This window comes from Kitasatospora sp. NBC_00315 (assembly GCF_041435095.1).
Classification (GTDB): domain Bacteria; phylum Actinomycetota; class Actinomycetes; order Streptomycetales; family Streptomycetaceae; genus Kitasatospora.
The window spans coordinates 1,062,347-1,077,762 of the sequence record NZ_CP108025.1; the positions used below are offsets into that span (position 1 = coordinate 1,062,347).

Consider the following 15,416-nt stretch of genomic DNA (forward strand, 5'->3'; position numbering starts at 1 on the left):
GTCATAGGGACGAAAAGGGGTTCCGATGGCCGACATCACCAAGCGCTTCGGCATGCGCCACCTGCGTGCCGCTCCGACCGCGCACATCCGCCACCTGCGCAAGGGCGTCCTCGCCCACGACGGCACCGGCCTGGCCTTCTGGTTCCGGCCACTGACCGCCGCGCTCTCCGAGATACCGGTGGACGACCGGGAGCTGGGGATGCTCTTCCACGCCCGCACCGCCGACTTCCAGGACCTCACCGTCCAGGCCACCGTCACCTACCGGATCACCGACCCCGCCGTGGCCGCGACACGGATCGACTTCGGCATCGACACCCGCACCGGCTCCTGGCGCGCCGCTCCCCTGGAGCAACTCGGGAACCTCCTCACCGAGACCGCCCAGCAGTACGCGCTCGACCTCATCGCCCGCATCCCGCTCGCCGACGCCCTGGTACGCGGGGTCACCGCGGTGCGGGAGCGGGTCACCACGGGTCTCACCGCCGAACCCCGGCTCACCGAAACGGGCCTGGCGGTGATCGCCGTACGGGTCATCGCGTTGCGGCCCGAGGCGGAGCTGGAGCGCGCGCTGCGCACACCCGCCCGCGAGCAGGTCCAGCAGGACGCCGACCGGGCGACCTACGAGCGGCGCGCCGTCGCCGTCGAGCGGGAGCGCGCGATCGCCGAGAACGAGCTGGACAGCCAGATCGAGCTCGCCCGCCGCGAGGAGCAACTCGTGGAGCGGCAGGGGGCGAACGCCAGGCGCGGCGCAGAGCAGGCGGCCGCCGCGGACGCCGTCCGGGCGGAGGCGGAGGCCGTGCGCCGCACCCGGCTGGCGAGCGCCGAGGCGCAGGCGGCCCGGGTCCTGGCCGCCGCGCAGGCGGAGTCGGAACGCGTCCTGGGCGAGGCGAAGGCCGCTGCCGAACAGGCCTGGCTGACGGCCCACCAGCAGGTCGACCCCCAGGTCCTGCACGCGCTCGCCCTGATGCGGCTGGCCGAACACCTGCCGAACATCGGCAGCGTCACACTCACCCCCGACCTGCTCACCGATCTGCTCGGCCGGCTCGGCGGCCCCGCCACGGCGCCGGACGCGGCGGCGGCAACGGCGGCACCGGGCGCAACAGCCGGTGCGGCGACGAGCGGACCGACCGGAGCCGGGGCCCGATGACACTCGCACCCCGGGTGGTCCTCGTGCACCGACGCACCGAGTACGAGGAGCTGCTCGCCCGGCACGGCTCCCGCGGGCACGCCGCCTTCTTCCTCTCCTCGCGCGGCGGCTCGCTCGACGAGGCCGAACTGCGCCACCACCGTGCCCTGGCCACGCTGGCGGAGGTCGCCGCGGCCGTACCGCTGGACTGGCGCCGCGGCCGCGTCGAACGCGGCGACCTGGACCGCTTCCTGTTCGCACCCGACGACGTCGTGGTGGTGGTCGGCGCGGACGGCCTGGTGGCCAACGCCGCGAAGTACCTCTCCGGCCAGCCCGTGATCGGCATCGACACCGATCCGGGCCGCAATCCCGGCGTCCTGGTGCGCCACCGGGCGACGGACGCGGCCCGGCTGGTGCGAGCCGCCGCCGCACCGGGCGCGGACCGGCACGTGGAGGAGCGCACCATGGTCGAGGCGGTGGCCGACGACACCCAGCGCCTGCTGGCCCTGAACGAGATCTACCTCGGCCAGAGCGGCCACCAGACGGCACGCTACCGGCTCGCGGTGCCGGCGGGCACGACGGCACCGGGCCCGTCGGCTCCCCGACCGCCGGGCTCGGCGGAGGGCCCGGGCCGGGGCCACGGGGAACGGCCCGGAGACGGTGAACGGTCGTGCCACGGTGAACGATCGGGGGACGGTGAACACCGGGGAGGCACGGACGCCGGCCGGACTCCTGCGGTCGGGCCGGACCGCGCAGGCGGGCGGAGCCCGGGAGAGGGGCGAGGGGCGCCACGCGCCGGGGACCTGCGGCTCGCGGTGGAGGCACAGGCCTCCTCGGGTGTACTGATCGGCACCGGCACCGGGGCGACCGGCTGGTGCCGCTCGGCCTGGCTGGAACGACGCAGCCCGCTCCCGCTGCCCGGCCCCTGCGCACCCGCGCTCAGTTGGTTCGTCCGGGAGGCCTGGCCCTCCCCGGCCACCGGCACCGGTCTCGTCCAGGGCCTGCTGGGCACCGACGAGCGGCTCACTCTCACCGTGGAGTCCGACCGGCTGGTCGCCTTCGGGGACGGTGTGGAGTCCGACGCCCTCCACCTGACCTGGGGTCAGAGCGTCCGGGTGGGCGTCGCCACGGAACGGCTGCGGCTGCTCTGCTGACCGCGCGCCCTGATGGCGGCACGGCGCCGCCACGCGACCGCGTACGGCCGCCCCCGTGATCGGACGGACGGCGCAGGGGGTACGGACCACGGGTCATGACGGGCGATCAGAAGGACCGGACGGCCTCGTCCTCGGTCTCGAAGACCTCGGACAACGACCCGAGCCGGGCGACGCCCAGGAGATCCGGCACCTCGGCCGGAAGGTTGGCCAGGACCAGCCTCGCCCCCCGGTTCCTCGCGGCCGTGGACGAGCCGACCAACTCCCCCACACCGGCGGAGTCGACGGCGGTGGTCTTGGCCAGGTTGAGGACGATCCCGGTGGTGCCGAGGTCGAGCTCCTCCCTGACGGCCTCCCGCAGCGCCAGGTCTCCCACCCCGATCGTCAGCCTGCCGTTCAGGTCGAGGATCGTCACCTCAGCGCTCCGGCGGGTCGAGACGATCATCGTCGGCGCGCCCTCCGCCGCTCCCCCGTGGGCCCCGTCGACGAGAAGGTTCTTGCGCAGCGTGACGCGGGTGCCGCCGTCGACCGGAAAGGCGAAGTCGACGCCGTCCATCAGGTGGTGCATCAGGAACACACCCCGGCCCCCGGGGAGCAGCAGTCGCTCGGGCGACCGCGGATCCGGGCAGGCTCGCGGGTCGAAACCCGGGCCGTCGTCGACGACGGTCAGGACGAACTGCCCGGCCACCACGTCCGTCTCCAGCAGCACCCAACCACGCCCGCCCTGCCGCCGACCGTGCCGGACGGCGTTGGACACCGCCTCCAGCACCGCGGTGATGACCTGGTGCCGGCTGTCGGGCCCGAGCGGGAGCGAGTCGAGAGCGCCGTTCACGGCGTCCTCCACAGCGCCGAGATCCGGCAGGTCGCGACTGATCGTCAGGCGCATGCGTGGGCTCGGTCGGCGCTGCGGGACGGCCGGTCGGCACCGGCCGGGCACCGGGGCGCGGGCCTGCCCCTGGCGGACCGGCTCGGTCCACCGACGGCGACGGTCATGGGCACTTCCTCTCCAGGGCAGGGGTCCGCACCCCTGGATCCGGCAGACGCGACACATCGTGCCCGACCCATGGCCGGAAGTGGGTGACTTCGACGCCTGGTCCATCAGATCGGGCGAAGGTGGCGACCGAGAGGTTTGTCCACGATCCGCCCCCCGGCCACGACTGCCGCGGCCCCGGGGAGGTCCGCACCTGCGCGGGGCGGGCCCTGGCGGGCCCGCCCCTGTGGTGCACGGTCTCGGGCGTCCCCCGCGACGGCGCGACACCGCGAGCCCTGGACCGGGCGCACGGCACCCGGCGCACTCGGCGCGCGGTGCCCGGTCGGGAGGGGTGCTCGGCCGCTCAGACCTCCAGATCGGCCTCGATCCGGGTGAGCTGGTGCCTGGCCATGGCCATGTTGGCCCGGCCCCGGTCGAGCGCGAGGTAGAGGAAGAGGCCCTTGCCGGTCCGGCCGGTGAGCGGCCGGATCAGGTGGTACTGGTTGGTGAGGGTGATCAGGATGTCCTCGATGCCGTCCTTGAGGCCCAGCATGTCCATCGTGCGCATCTTGGCCCGTACGACATCGGTGTTTCCCGCCGCCGCGACGTTGAGGTCGAGGCCACCGGCCCCGTCGATGGTGCCCAGGGCCATGCCGCTGTTGTAGTCCACGAGAGCGGCCCCGATGGCTCCCTCGATCGTGGTCATCGCCTGCCTGAGTGCGGTGTCGACGTCAGTCATGTCGGTCTCCTGTTTTCCGGGGTGTCGGGTCGTGCCGTGACGCGGTCGTACGTCGTGCGGTCACGGGCTGTACGGTCCACGTCGGGCGGTGGTCGGGCGGGTACTGCGGTCGTCGGGTCGTGCGGTCGTCGGTACTGCGGAACTGCCGTCAGCGGCGAGGCGGTCGGTCGTGCGGCGTCGGCCGGGCGGGCCCGGTCGGCGTCACACCACTTCCTTGGGAGCGAGCGAGTCCTCCAGGAACACGCCGACGCGTTCGGCGGAGCGCCGCGCCTCCAGGTGCAGGCGTCCGACGTTCACGTCCGGGTGCGCCAGCACGGTGAGCACGCAGGCCGAACCGGCCGCGTAGGTGGCGACGTAGCCGTGCTCGCCACGGACCAGCGACTCGCGGAAGTCGCCCTGCCCGGTCGTGTCGGCGAGGCGCTGGGCCAGCCCGAGCGCGGCAGCCGTGAGCGCCGCCAGACCGGCCGGTTCGGTGCCGTGGGTGTCGTGGGCGATCAGCAGTCCGTCCACGCTGGCCACCAGGCCTCCCGCCAGGTGCGGCACGCGGTGCCGCAGGGCGCGGAGTTCGGCCAGCAGCTCGGTCTCCAGGGCGATCAGCTGTCTCCTTCCGGCGCGCTGCTTGAGGGCCCGCCTCATGGACACGGGCGTGGGACGGCGGGCGGAGCGGGGGTCACAGTCGGGCCTCCAGGGCGATTCGGACCCGGTTCAGCAGGGCGATGTCCGGGTCGGGGACGGACAGCGGGTGGGCCGCTGCGTGCGAGGGTCGGCGCAGGGGGCGGGGCTCGCCCCGCCGGCGGGCGGCGGCGCCGCCGGGGAGGGCGGCCAGCGCCGCGCCCGGGCTGCGGCGCTCCAGACCGGCGAGCGTGAACTCGACGGTGTCGGCGTCCACGTCCGCCGCCGGGGCGGTCCGCCCGCCGACCGGCCGGTCCACCGTGGCCGGGGCCGCGCCGCCCGGCGGGGTGGCGACCAGACCCGCCGCGGCGAGCCGGCGGACGTCGGCGGTGGTCGCGAAGGCCGGTCGGCCGAGCAGCCGGGCGAGGTCCAGCGGAGTGCGCAGGCCGTCCACGTGCGCCAGCAGTTCACGCTGCCTGGCAGTGGTGGCCCGGCCACCGGTCCGCCCGCCCCGGGCCCCCACCACGGGTGCGGTGTCGAGCTGCGGGCAGGGCCAGATCCGCTCCAGCAGGCTCCGGCGGCGCAGCGTCTCGCGGCGCAGCCGGTGGACGCTGACCGGGCGGACCGGGCCCAGCCAGTGCCGGGCTCCGGATTCGAACCAGCTCGTCGTCGAACGGGCCGGCAGGACGAAGTAGGCCGCGTCGTAGAGCGCCGCCAGGTGGCAGAGCTCCAACTCGCCGCGGGTCAGCCGGCCCTGGTCGACCAGCGCGCGGCCGACCCGGCAGTCCGGCCCGAACGTGCGAACGGTCTCCTGCCAGACCTCGGCCGGGATCCGGCCGCAGGCCGCCAACGCACCGGCCATGCCCGGGGTGTGGGCGCTCTCGACGTTGACCACCCAGCCGTCCGCGAAGTGGACCGTACCGCTCTCGCAGTGCAGCGCGCCGGTGGCGCCCCGTTCGGCCAACTGCTCGATCGTCTCCCCCGACAGCCGGCGGAAGCGCACGAGTGGGCTCGTCATCCCGGCCCCCGGCGGTTGCCGGCGGAGCGGCTCGCCCCGTCGGTGGCGTCGACCGGTGCCGGTGGCCGAAACGCGCCGCGTCCGGACGGCCCGGTGTGGATCGGTGCGGTGCCGGTCATCCCAGGACCAGCTCCTCGGCGAGGGCCTGCAACCGGTAGCGCGCGCCGGCCAGGTTGCCCTCGGTCCGGTCCAACCAGAGGTGCAGGGCGAGCCTGCTGTCGAAGACCGTGCCGACGAAGCAGAACAGGTGGTAGCTGCGGCCGCCGGTGACGATGATGTCCTGGAGCGGAAGCCCGGAGTCCTCCTGGTCGGAAAGTGTCGGACTGTCAGCCGCCGCCCTGAGAAGATCAGTTGCCTCGGCCGCCACCGCCTCGTGATCACCTGTCGGACTGTCCCCGGCGCTGCCGAGCGCGAGGCCGCTGCTCCAGTCGATGAGGCTCGCGCCACGAGCACCACCGATCGCCATCGCCCGCGACAGGCATTCGTCGATACCCGGCACACGGGCTCCTTCTGAGGGTTTTCGGCAGCAGGGCACACAGGAGCAGGCGCGACCTGGGCCACCGTTCGAGTCGCTGTTCCGACACGGAAGGCTACTCAGGGTTTCCGTATGACGAACATTCCATTGGCATATTCGATTTCACGACGATAGTTTCCAGCCACCTACCGGCCGGCGGCGCGCACTCCGCTCCCCCGGAACAGGCAGGCAGCGGGCCTGCTCACACCGGTGGACCGGGCAGCCCAGCAGGTGGAGACGTTGGCCGATTCCCACGGCAGGGCCGAGGTTTCGACGACCGTCAGCCACCGCTTGCCTCGATTCCGTACCAACGACCATCGAACAGCTCACCGCCCAGCTCACCCGACCGGCCCGGCGCCGCACCGGCGCTGATCGCCCTTCGGGCCTCGCCTCCGCCCGCCCGGGCCCTGATCGGGTCCTGCACACCAGGCTGTGCGTGCTGCACGACCGGGAGCACCGTTTCGACCTCGTCCTTCTGACGGCGGTCTGGATGCACCTGGGCGAGCGGCAGCGACCGGCCGCGATGGCCGGCGTGGCGCGGCCGCCGGCGGCGGCCGCGTGGTGCTGTCGCTGCGGCACGGCCCCGTACCGGCGGGGCGGCGGATGTTCGCCGTCTCGGCGCGGGAGACCCTCCGGCTCGGCCGGAGGCAGGGCCTGGAGGTCGTACACCTCGGCGAGCGCCCGGATCCGCACGGACGGCCCGGCGTGAGCCGGAGCACCGTGGGTCTGCGGGCTGCGCTGCTCCGCGCCCGACGCCCGGCGGCTGTGATCCGACCGGCCGCTCCGTCCTGACGCGACGGAGCGCATCGCTCCGTCAGTGCTGCGCCGCCCCCAGGCTCCAGGCGGCGGCCGAGATGGTCGCCATCGACAGCAGGGTGGAGTACAGCACCGAGTCGCGGGCCAGTACCGTGCTCAACTCGTACTGGCGTGCGTAGATGAAGACGTTCTGCGCGGTGGGCAGCGCGGAGCACACCACCACCGCGAGAAGCTGGTGCGCGGGCAGGTGCAGCAGGAGGCTGCCCGCGGTGAAGGCGGCCAGCGGCTGCACCAGCGTCTTGATCACGACGCTCGCCCCCACCTCGGCGGGCAGGCCGACGCCGGCGCCGGCCCGCCTGCCGTGCAGGGACATCCCGAGGACGATCAACGCCGTCGGCACGCCCGCGCCGCCGAGCAGTTCGCAGGGGTGCGCGAGCACCGTCGGCAGGTGCCGTCCGGAGAGCGAGACCAGACAGCCGAGCCCCGAGGCGAGGATGATCGGGTTGCGCAGCGGGAGCAGCAGCACCCGCGCGGTCCGGGCGCCGCCACGCGCCGTACCGGCCGAGGTCGCGTCCGCGCTCAGGCCCCGTCCCGTCAGGGCCTCCAGGACGGAGAGGATCACCGGGGTGACCACCAGTACCTGGAAGAGCAGCACCGGCGCGATGAACGTGGCGTCGCCAAGCACCTGGACGGCCACCGGTATGCCCAGGTTGGCGGAGTTGACGTAGCCGGCGGCCATACCGCCGATGGCCTGCTCCGCCGGACGCCGCCCGAACGCCCAGCGGCTGACCGCGACACCCAGCAGGCAGGCCAGCACGGTACCGACCGCGAAGGCGAGCATGGACGCGTTGGCGAACGAACCCAGAGGCGTCCGGGCCGTCATCGTGAAGAGGGCCGCCGGCATGGCCACCTGGAAGACGAACCGGCCGAGTACGTCCTCCGCGTGCTCACCCAGGGCTCCCGTCCGACCGACCAGGTAGCCGACGGCGGTGAGCGCCCAGATCGGCCCGAAGGCGGACAGCAACGGGGAGAGTGAGGCCACCGCCCTCAGCCGTTCACGTGGAGCGCGGAGCACGCGGAAGGCGTGGGCCGCGTGGGCTGCTTGAGGCGCCTGGGCTGCTTGAGGCGCGTGGGTCGCTCGACGCGCTGCCGACCCCGATCGGTATCCGCCCCTGCCGCTCGCACCGCCCGGACGCGTCGTTCACCGGCTCAGCGTCGCAGACGCCCGCTGTCCGGTCCATCGCTTTCGGGCCGCCGGTCACCGCCCGGACGGCCGTCGGTCGGTGCCGGAGCGGCGTCACCGGCGTCACCGGAGCGGCGCACCGCGTCACCGGTGCCGGTCCAGCCCGAACGTGTCGGCCAGCGTGGCGATCTCCACCTGGAGCAGGACCTGCGGATCATGCCCCATACCGGTGAAGTGGCCTTCGACCTCCAGACCGACCACGCCGTGCAGCCGCGTCCACGCCAGCACCGCCCCGGCCAGCGCGACCCCCGCAGCCCCCTCCGACCGACCTGCCGGGAGGAGGTCCGCCACCCACGCCCCGACCTGGGCGTCCTGTCGGGCCCAGGCTTCGAACTGCTCGACCGCCGGACGGACCGCGTCGCTCGGCCTCGCGCCGCCGAACACGGCCAGGAACGGCCCGAGTGCGGCGCGGGCCTTCAGCAGGGTCTCGGGCGGCGCGACGTAACCGGGCAACGGGGAGCCGAGCAGCAGCAGATACCGGTGGGGCTGCCCGAGCGCCCAGGCTCGGTACCCGTCCGCGAGCGCCAGCAACCGCTCGCGGGGGGTGCGGCCGGCGACCGCGCCGGCGGCCACGCCGATCTCGACCGCGAAGTCGTCGTAGCCGTCGCTGATCAGGGCTCCGAGCAGGTCGTCCCGGCCGGCGAAATAGCGGTACAGCGCGGGGCCGGAGAGGCCGAGTTCCTTGGCGATCCGGGTGAGTGCCACCGCGGAGACCCCGCCCTCGGCGAGCTGACGCAGCGCCACGGCCTTGATCTCCGCTCGGGTCTGCTCCCGGTAGCGGGCCCGGGGGCCCTCGGCCGCTGCTGCCATGACTGTCCTTCTTCGGGTCGCCGTCCATGCCTGTTGCAACCGACCCTAGCAAGAGTTACGCTCCATAACAGTTGCGATTGACCGTAACAATTCGCCGTTCGAAGGAGCCCGCCATGTCGTTCCCCGCGCCCACCGCCGCCCCCGCCGGCCCCGAGCGGCACGTCGTGCTCGGCTCGGGCCCGGCCGGAACCACCCTCGCAGCCGAACTCGCCGGCCGGGGGCACCACGTCCGCCTGGTGAACCGCACCGGCGAGGGCCCCGCGATCCCCGTCCCCAGCCACTCGACCCCCAGCCACTCGACCCCCACCACCGCCGCCACCCCCACCACCACCGCCGCCACCACCACCGCCGCGGACGCCGCGCGCGGCACCGTCGAGCGCTACGCCGCCGATGCGACCGACCAGGAGGAGCTGCTCCGAGCGATCACCGGCGCCACGGTCGTCCATCACTGCGTCAACGTGGCGTACCACCTCCAGACCGAGGTGCTGCCGCGTGTCCAGGAGGCCCTGCTCGGCGCGGTCGGCGAGACCGGCGCGCGGCTGGTCGTCCTGGACACGCTGTACCCGTACGGCGAGACCGGCGGCGCCGTGATGACCGAGGACTCGCCGTGGCTGGCGACCAGCCGCAAGGGGCGGATGCGCGCCCGGCTGGACGAGGCGTACCTCGCCGCTCACCGGGCCGGCCGGGCCCGGGTGGTGCTCGGACGGGCCGCCGACTTCGTCGGCCCCGGGGTGATCGGCTCCAGCCTCGGCGGGGCGGTCTTCCCGGGCGCGATCACCGGCGGCGACGTGCTGGCGCTGGGCGACATCGACCTGCCACACAGTCACACGTACATCGGCGACGTCGCCGTGGGACTGGCCACGCTGGCCGCGCACCCGGAGGCCGACGGCCGCGTCTGGCACCTGCCGACCGCCCCCGCCCTGACCACCCGCCGGATCCACGCCATGATCGGGGAGCGGGTCGGACGGACCCTGCACGCCGTCGTCCTGGACCGCCCGGAGCCGTTCGGCCCGTTCGACGAAACCTTCATGGCCGAGTACGCCGAGATGTTCTACCAGCACACCGAGCCCCAGATCGTCGACTCGTCCGCGTTCGAGCGCGACTTCGGCGTCAGGCCGACCTCGATGGCGGCCGCTCTCGACGCCACGCTGGCCTGGTACCGGGCCGGCCTCGTCGCACCGCGGCCCTGAGCGACCGCAGACCACCGCGCACACAGACCCGCAGACCGCCCACCGCCCACCGCCGACCAACCCCGGGAAATCGTCAACCAACGGTTGACTTCAGTGGAATGGTCAACCTATCGTTGACGCATGGTGAATCCCGTCCGTGTGACGAATCCCGTCCGACTCGACGATCTGATCGAGGCCATCAAGCAAGTCCACTCCGACGCGCTGGACCAGCTCTCCGACGCGGTGATCGCGGCCGACCACCTCGGCGAGGTGGCCGACCACCTGATCGGCCACTTCGTCGACCAGGCACGGCGGTCCGGTGCCTCCTGGACCGACATCGGCCGCAGCATGGGGGTCACCAAGCAGGCCGCCCAGAAGCGCTTCGTCCCGAAGGCCGCCGGCGAACCGTCCGACCTCGACCCGAGCCAGGGCTTCAGCCGCTTCACCACGCAGGCGCGCAACGTCGTGATCGGGGCGCAGAACGAGGCCCGCGCGGCCGGCAACAACGAGATCGGGCCGGAGCACCTGACCCTCGGCCTTCTGAGCGAGCCGCAGGCGCTGGCGGCGCTGGCCGTCGTCGCCCAGGGCACCACCCTGGATAACCTCCGCCGGGTCGTCACCGCCGCACTGCCTCCGGCCGCCGAGGAGATGCCCGCCCTGGTGCCGTTCGACGTCCGGGCCAGGAAGGCCCTGGAGCTCACCTTCCGGGAGGCGCTGCGCCTGGGGCACGCGTCCGTCGACACCGAGCACATCCTGCTCGCCCTGCTGGAGCTGGAGGGCGGCTCCGGACCGCTGTCCGGCCTCGGCATCGACAAGGCGGCCACCGAGACCTTCGTCGTCGAAGCCGTGGCGGCGGCCTCGGCAGCCGAAGGCGAGCAGCAGGACTGACCGGCCCGGACTCGCAGCCGGGTCCGGACGCGGACCCGAGCCCGAGCCCGAGCCGGTGGATCCGGCCGGGCGCGTCGGTCGGCTCGGCCGAACCCCCCGGGCCGACCGGTGCAGCCCCGGGCGGTTCGACCCCGGGCGGTTCAGCCGTTCGTCCCCGGCCGTTCGGTCACAGGACCAGCGGACGGTGCGTGGCACGGATCGGGGCGGGCAGAGCGGTCACACCGGTGAGATAGCGGTCCACCGCGGCGGCCGCCGAGCGGCCCTCGGCGATCGCCCAGACGATCAGCGACTGCCCCCGACCGGCGTCGCCCGCCACGAAGACGCCGTCCTGCTCGCTGGCGAAGTCCGCGTCCCGGGCGAGCGCTCCCTGCTCCGTCAGCGCCAGCCGGAGCTGCCCGACAAGCGGACCGGTCCGCTCGGGGCCGGCGAACCCGAGGGCGAGAAGCACGAGTTGGGCGGGAACGACACCCACGCCCTCCGGCCCGGACCCGGCGCCGGGCAGGTGGAAGGTGACCCGCCGCACCCGGCCCCGGCCGTCCCCCTCGAAGCCGACCGTCCGGGCCGAGTACGTCCGGATGTCCGGCCCGGAGCAGCCGCCGGACGGCCCGCCGCCCGGCACCCGGGGTGCCGTCGAGTCCGCGGCCCCGACGGGTCCGGCTCTCCCGGAGGCCCCCGCGCGGCCACCGGTCCTCCCCCCGGCACCCGGCTGCGGGGCGCCGCTCCCCCAGCGGCCGTACAGCTGCCCGGCCTCCTCGTGCGAGGCGGTGAGCCGGTGCACCTTGGGGTGGATCGGCCAGGGCTGGTCGGGCGCACGTCCGTCCGGGGGCTGCGGGTGGATGTCGAGTTGGGTGATCCGACGGGCGTGCTGGCGCACCGCCGTGCCCAGGCAGTCGGCGGCGGTGTCGCCGCCGCCGATGATGACCACGTCCCTGCCCGCCGCGTCGACGGTGGGAGCGGCGAGATCACCGGCGCAGACCCGGTTGGCGATCGGGAGGTACTCCATCGCCTGGTGGATGCCGTCCAACTCCCGCCCTGGCACCGGAAGTTCCCGCCAGGCGGTGGCGCCGATCGCGAGCAGCAGCGCGTCGTGCCGCTCGCGGAGTTCGGCGGCGTCCACGGTGGTCCCCACACTGACACCCGTCACGAACCGGGTGCCCTCCGCGCGCATCTGCGCGATCCGGCGGTCGAGGTGGCGCTTGGCCATCCGGAAGTCCGGGATCCCGTAGCGGAGCAGGCCGCCCACCCGGTCGGCCCGCTCGTAGACCGTCACCGCGTGCCCGGCCCGGGTGAGCTGCTGGGCGCCGGCCAGACCGGCCGGTCCGGATCCCACCACCGCGACACTGCGACCCGAAGGACGGGGCACGGGCTGCGGCCGGACCTCCCCGCGCGACCAGGCGTGGTCCGCGATGGCCACCTCGACGTCCTTGATGGTGACGGCGTCGGCGTTGATCGCCAGCACGCAGGCGCTCTCGCAGGGGGCCGGGCAGAGCCGGCCGGTGAACTCGGGGAAGTTGTTGGTGGCGTGCAGCCGCTCGGCCGCCGCCGCCCAGTCCTCGTGGAAGACGAGATCGTTCCAGTCCGGGATCAGGTTGCCCAGCGGACAGGCCGAGTGGCAGAAGGGGAGGCCACAGTCCATGCAGCGCCCGGCCTGCCGGGAGACCAGCGGAAGCAGTTCCTGCCCGTCGTACGGCTCGCGCCAGTCCTGGGCCCGTTCGACCGCCGGGCGCCGCTCGCGGGCCTGTCGCCCGGTGGTGAGAAAGCCCTTCGGGTCGGGCATCGCGGACCTCCCTCGCAGGGGCCGTGCCGGACATCGCCACCGTATGCCCGGTATGCCCGATTTATTGAGCGGCGGAACCAGCCGGACCCCCCGGGTCGAAAAGGGTCGTCCGCCACCACGTACGGTGTTCGAGTCGTCACGCAGATGTGACGTGGCACACGTCCGCCGACCCTACTGTCATGTACATGATGTGCAATACTCGCCAGAGCAAGCCCAGTGCCTTCATTTACAAGGGAGTTGATGAAATGCGCGCTCGGATCGCAGTTCTGATGGCCGCCACGGCAGGTCTGGCCCTGACAGTGGCCGCCCCCGCGTCGGCCGCCCCGACGCCGCTCGCCCCCACGCTCACCCCGACGCCGGTCACCGCCCCGGCAACGCCCGGCGCCGGCTGTACGGCCGTGGCGAACCACCCCTGCAGCTGGCACGAGCGAGGGGCGGACGGCCTGATCGCCGGCGCCGAGGTCAGCGCCGACCCCGGCCAACTGACCCTGCTCCGCGTGGAGGTCAGGACCCAGCGGGCCTGGGGCAGCCCCTGGGAGACGGTGGCCTCGGCGAGCCGCGTGCAGTACGGCTCGGTGAGCGTCGCCGTTCCGCGCCTGGACCTGCTCGGGCCCGTCGTCATCTGCGCGACGGGTGGCCCCGCCCTCCGGCCCGAACTGCGGTCGACGACGTGCACGACGCCGCGCTGAGTCGCCCCGCATCGAGCCGCCCGGTCACCCGCATTGAGCCGCCCGCCACCCGCATCGGGCGCGGCCGGGCGGCTCGGTGCGGGGCCGGGCGGGTCGGCGCGGGGCCGGGCGGGTCGGCGCAAGCGGGTGAACCTCACGCCCGGGGCGTACCCCCGGGACGGAGCCGCGCGTTGAGGGGACGTGAGCATCAGCCCCGGAGAGCACCGGGCCCCGGCCGGACGGCGTGCGGCGTGGTCGCCCATGCTCCCCGTCACCGAACCCCCGCCCGTCCGCGAGGGCGCCGGGCGTCGCCCGGGCGTCGCCGCGGCCCCCGGTCCGCCGGCCGCGCAGGACACCCTCCATGTGATCGCCAACGCCGACCGCTGGGTGCAGCTGACCCACGCGCTCGACGAGGCCCGGGTCCCGCTCGCCGTCGGCGACGTGGACGCGATGCGCCGGATGGCCAAGCTGGAGCAGCCCGTCCTCGACGCCCTGACCCGCTGGATCAGCACCGCGAACCGCGGGCCGGGCGACGCTTCCGGGCCCCCGGTGGCAGCGCCCTGACGACTGTCGGCCGACGCCATGCCGGCCGACAGCCGTGGGCCCACCCGGGTACCGCCCGGGCTCAACCGAGCGGCGGGCGGGTGAAAACCCCGTGTTCTGTGATCAGTTGAACGGGTCGAGGGTCACGTAGGCCTGCTGCGGGCTGCCGTCGTTCACCAGCGACTCGTGGTGGCCCACGTCGTCGAAGGCGAAGGCGTACGCCATGCCGTCGGCCATCTGCGCGTGGACGTTGCGGGCGAACTGGTTGGTCACCGCGTCCTGGTAGAAGTTGGCGCCGCCGGCATCGGGCTGGTTCGGGTTGGTGAGGAGCGTGGTCCGGTTGTACCCGGCGCAGAGCGTACGGGAGATCGGACCGCGCACCAGGTCGTTCGGCGCGTCCAGCAGCTTGTAGCAGCCGAAGATGCTGTCCGAGTCCGGCTTCTGGAAGGAGGTGACCACCGCGCCGGCGCTGTTGGTGAAGTTCATGACGTTGCCGGAGACCCGGCCGAAGTACTTGGTGCCCGGCTGGTCCGTGAACGGCGTCACGGTCAGCGTGGAGGTCGTGTACTTGCTCCACACCCGGTTGACGTAGTCGGCCATGGCCGTCGCCGGCAGCGCGCCGGACTCGATCCCGTGGCCCGGCGCGAGCGCGCGCAGCACGGTGCCGTCGGAACGAGTCTGGATCAGGTTGCCCCAACCCCCCGGCTGCGCCCGCAGGGCGTTGTAGAAGCCCTGGTAGCCACCGGACTTGAGGTGCCCCGTGCTCTTGACCGTACCGTTCGAGCTCTTGACCCCGACGCCGTACGGGGCCGAGAACATGTCGACCTGCGTGCTGTTCAGCCAGATTCCGGCGTCGTTCAGCGTGTACTCGGACCAGTTGAACAGGATGTTGTGGTTCGGGTCGGTGGGGTTCTGCACGGCCGGCTGCACCAGGCCGCCGGTGGCCAGCTTGAAGACGAGCTTCTGGCCGTAGGAGAAGTAGAGCCGGCCGGAGAACTTCGGCATCTGGATCGTCTTGCTCTGGCCGTTGGCGGGCCCGGCGATCGCCACGTCGGGCGCCGGCGCCGGCGGGTTCGCGCCCGCCGGCCAGGGATGGAACACGCCTCCCGCGTCCGCCCAGCCCTGCTGGCCGGTGGAGAGCAGGGTCCCGAGGTTGTAGATGTACACCGGCTCGCTGCGCCCGGAGCTGTTGGTGAACGTGAGCGGGATGGTCGTGGGCACCGCGGCGGCGGCCGGGGCAGGGATGCCCGCCGTCAGGCCCGCGGCCACGGCCAGGGCCGCCGCGAGTCCGACCGGCAGGGCCCTGCGGGCGGCCGGGACTGTCCTCGTCCTCATCGGGTCACTCCTTCGAAATCGGCTCCGCTCCGCGACGACGGCGCCACCCTGGGGGCGGAGGACACCGCGCAAGGCCGGGGATGGGCGGCCTCCACGTCGT

Annotated in this window: 15 protein-coding genes; 6 read left to right on the plus strand and 9 right to left on the minus strand. The window is 73.8% G+C overall.

Going from position 1 to position 15,416, the window contains the following annotated elements:
• Positions 1-25: 25 nt before the first annotated feature.
• Both OG823_RS04490 and OG823_RS04495 read left to right on the plus strand, forming a co-directional pair.
• Positions 26-1,144, plus strand: a complete 1,119-nt coding sequence (locus OG823_RS04490; protein ID WP_371477691.1) for an SPFH domain-containing protein — start codon at positions 26-28, stop codon at positions 1,142-1,144.
• Complete coding sequence (locus OG823_RS04495; RefSeq protein WP_371477693.1) at positions 1,141-2,277, plus strand: hypothetical protein; 1,137 nt, start codon at positions 1,141-1,143, stop codon at positions 2,275-2,277. Before OG823_RS04490 ends, OG823_RS04495 begins: the two co-directional genes overlap by 4 nt.
• Before the next feature lie 106 nt (positions 2,278-2,383).
• Here OG823_RS04495 and OG823_RS04500 read toward each other — a convergent pair whose 3' ends face one another.
• The 7 genes from OG823_RS04500 to OG823_RS04530 all read right to left on the minus strand — a co-directional run bounded on the left by OG823_RS04500 (position 2,384) and on the right by OG823_RS04530 (position 8,936).
• Positions 2,384-3,160 (minus strand): ATP-binding protein, encoded by a 777-nt coding sequence (locus tag OG823_RS04500; RefSeq protein ID WP_371477694.1) that lies wholly within the window; start codon positions 3,158-3,160, stop codon positions 2,384-2,386.
• 448 nt (positions 3,161-3,608) lie between these two features.
• Positions 3,609-3,983 carry a hypothetical protein gene (locus tag OG823_RS04505; protein ID WP_371477695.1) on the minus strand — a complete coding sequence of 125 codons (375 nt, stop codon included), beginning with the start codon at positions 3,981-3,983 and terminating at the stop codon, positions 3,609-3,611.
• 201 nt (positions 3,984-4,184) lie between these two features.
• Positions 4,185-4,619 carry a roadblock/LC7 domain-containing protein gene (locus OG823_RS04510; RefSeq protein ID WP_371477698.1) on the minus strand — a complete coding sequence of 145 codons (435 nt, stop codon included), beginning with the start codon at positions 4,617-4,619 and terminating at the stop codon, positions 4,185-4,187.
• A 34-nt stretch (positions 4,620-4,653) separates the two neighbouring features.
• The gene (locus OG823_RS04515; protein WP_371477700.1) at positions 4,654-5,613 is read right to left on the minus strand and encodes a transcriptional regulator; all 960 of its coding nucleotides are present in this window, start codon (positions 5,611-5,613) and stop codon (positions 4,654-4,656) included.
• Positions 5,614-5,728: 115 nt separating this feature from the next.
• Positions 5,729-6,112 carry a hypothetical protein gene (locus tag OG823_RS04520; protein WP_371477701.1) on the minus strand — a complete coding sequence of 128 codons (384 nt, stop codon included), beginning with the start codon at positions 6,110-6,112 and terminating at the stop codon, positions 5,729-5,731.
• 829 nt (positions 6,113-6,941) lie between these two features.
• Positions 6,942-7,925: an AEC family transporter gene (locus tag OG823_RS04525; protein ID WP_371477703.1), complete on the minus strand. Its 984-nt coding sequence runs from the start codon at positions 7,923-7,925 to the stop codon at positions 6,942-6,944.
• Between the two features lie 285 nt (positions 7,926-8,210).
• Complete coding sequence (locus tag OG823_RS04530) at positions 8,211-8,936, minus strand: TetR/AcrR family transcriptional regulator (protein ID WP_371477705.1); 726 nt, start codon at positions 8,934-8,936, stop codon at positions 8,211-8,213.
• 113 nt (positions 8,937-9,049) lie between these two features.
• Here OG823_RS04530 and OG823_RS04535 point away from each other — a divergent pair, with 113 nt between their 5' ends.
• Entirely contained in the window at positions 9,050-10,126 is a 1,077-nt protein-coding gene (locus OG823_RS04535) for an NAD-dependent epimerase/dehydratase family protein (protein WP_371477706.1), read from the plus strand.
• Between the two features lie 120 nt (positions 10,127-10,246).
• The gene (locus OG823_RS04540; protein WP_371477708.1) at positions 10,247-10,993 is read left to right on the plus strand and encodes a Clp protease N-terminal domain-containing protein; all 747 of its coding nucleotides are present in this window, start codon (positions 10,247-10,249) and stop codon (positions 10,991-10,993) included.
• A gap of 166 nt (positions 10,994-11,159) precedes the next feature.
• On the opposite strand, the gene OG823_RS04545 is transcribed toward OG823_RS04540, so the two are convergent.
• On the minus strand, positions 11,160-12,770 hold the full coding sequence (locus OG823_RS04545) for a glutamate synthase subunit beta (RefSeq protein ID WP_371477711.1): 1,611 nt from the start codon (positions 12,768-12,770) through the stop codon (positions 11,160-11,162).
• A 245-nt stretch (positions 12,771-13,015) separates the two neighbouring features.
• Between OG823_RS04545 and OG823_RS04550 the strand changes: the two genes are divergently transcribed.
• Both OG823_RS04550 and OG823_RS04555 read left to right on the plus strand, forming a co-directional pair.
• Positions 13,016-13,459: a hypothetical protein gene (locus tag OG823_RS04550; protein WP_371477713.1), complete on the plus strand. Its 444-nt coding sequence runs from the start codon at positions 13,016-13,018 to the stop codon at positions 13,457-13,459.
• Between the two features lie 180 nt (positions 13,460-13,639).
• A complete protein-coding gene (locus OG823_RS04555) occupies positions 13,640-14,002 on the plus strand; it encodes a hypothetical protein (protein WP_371477714.1) in 363 nt (120 codons plus the stop codon).
• 102 nt (positions 14,003-14,104) lie between these two features.
• Here the strand turns inward: OG823_RS04555 and OG823_RS04560 are convergent, their stop codons facing one another.
• The gene (locus tag OG823_RS04560; protein ID WP_371477715.1) at positions 14,105-15,316 is read right to left on the minus strand and encodes a beta-1,3-glucanase family protein; all 1,212 of its coding nucleotides are present in this window, start codon (positions 15,314-15,316) and stop codon (positions 14,105-14,107) included.
• Between the last annotated feature and the right edge of the window lie 100 nt (positions 15,317-15,416).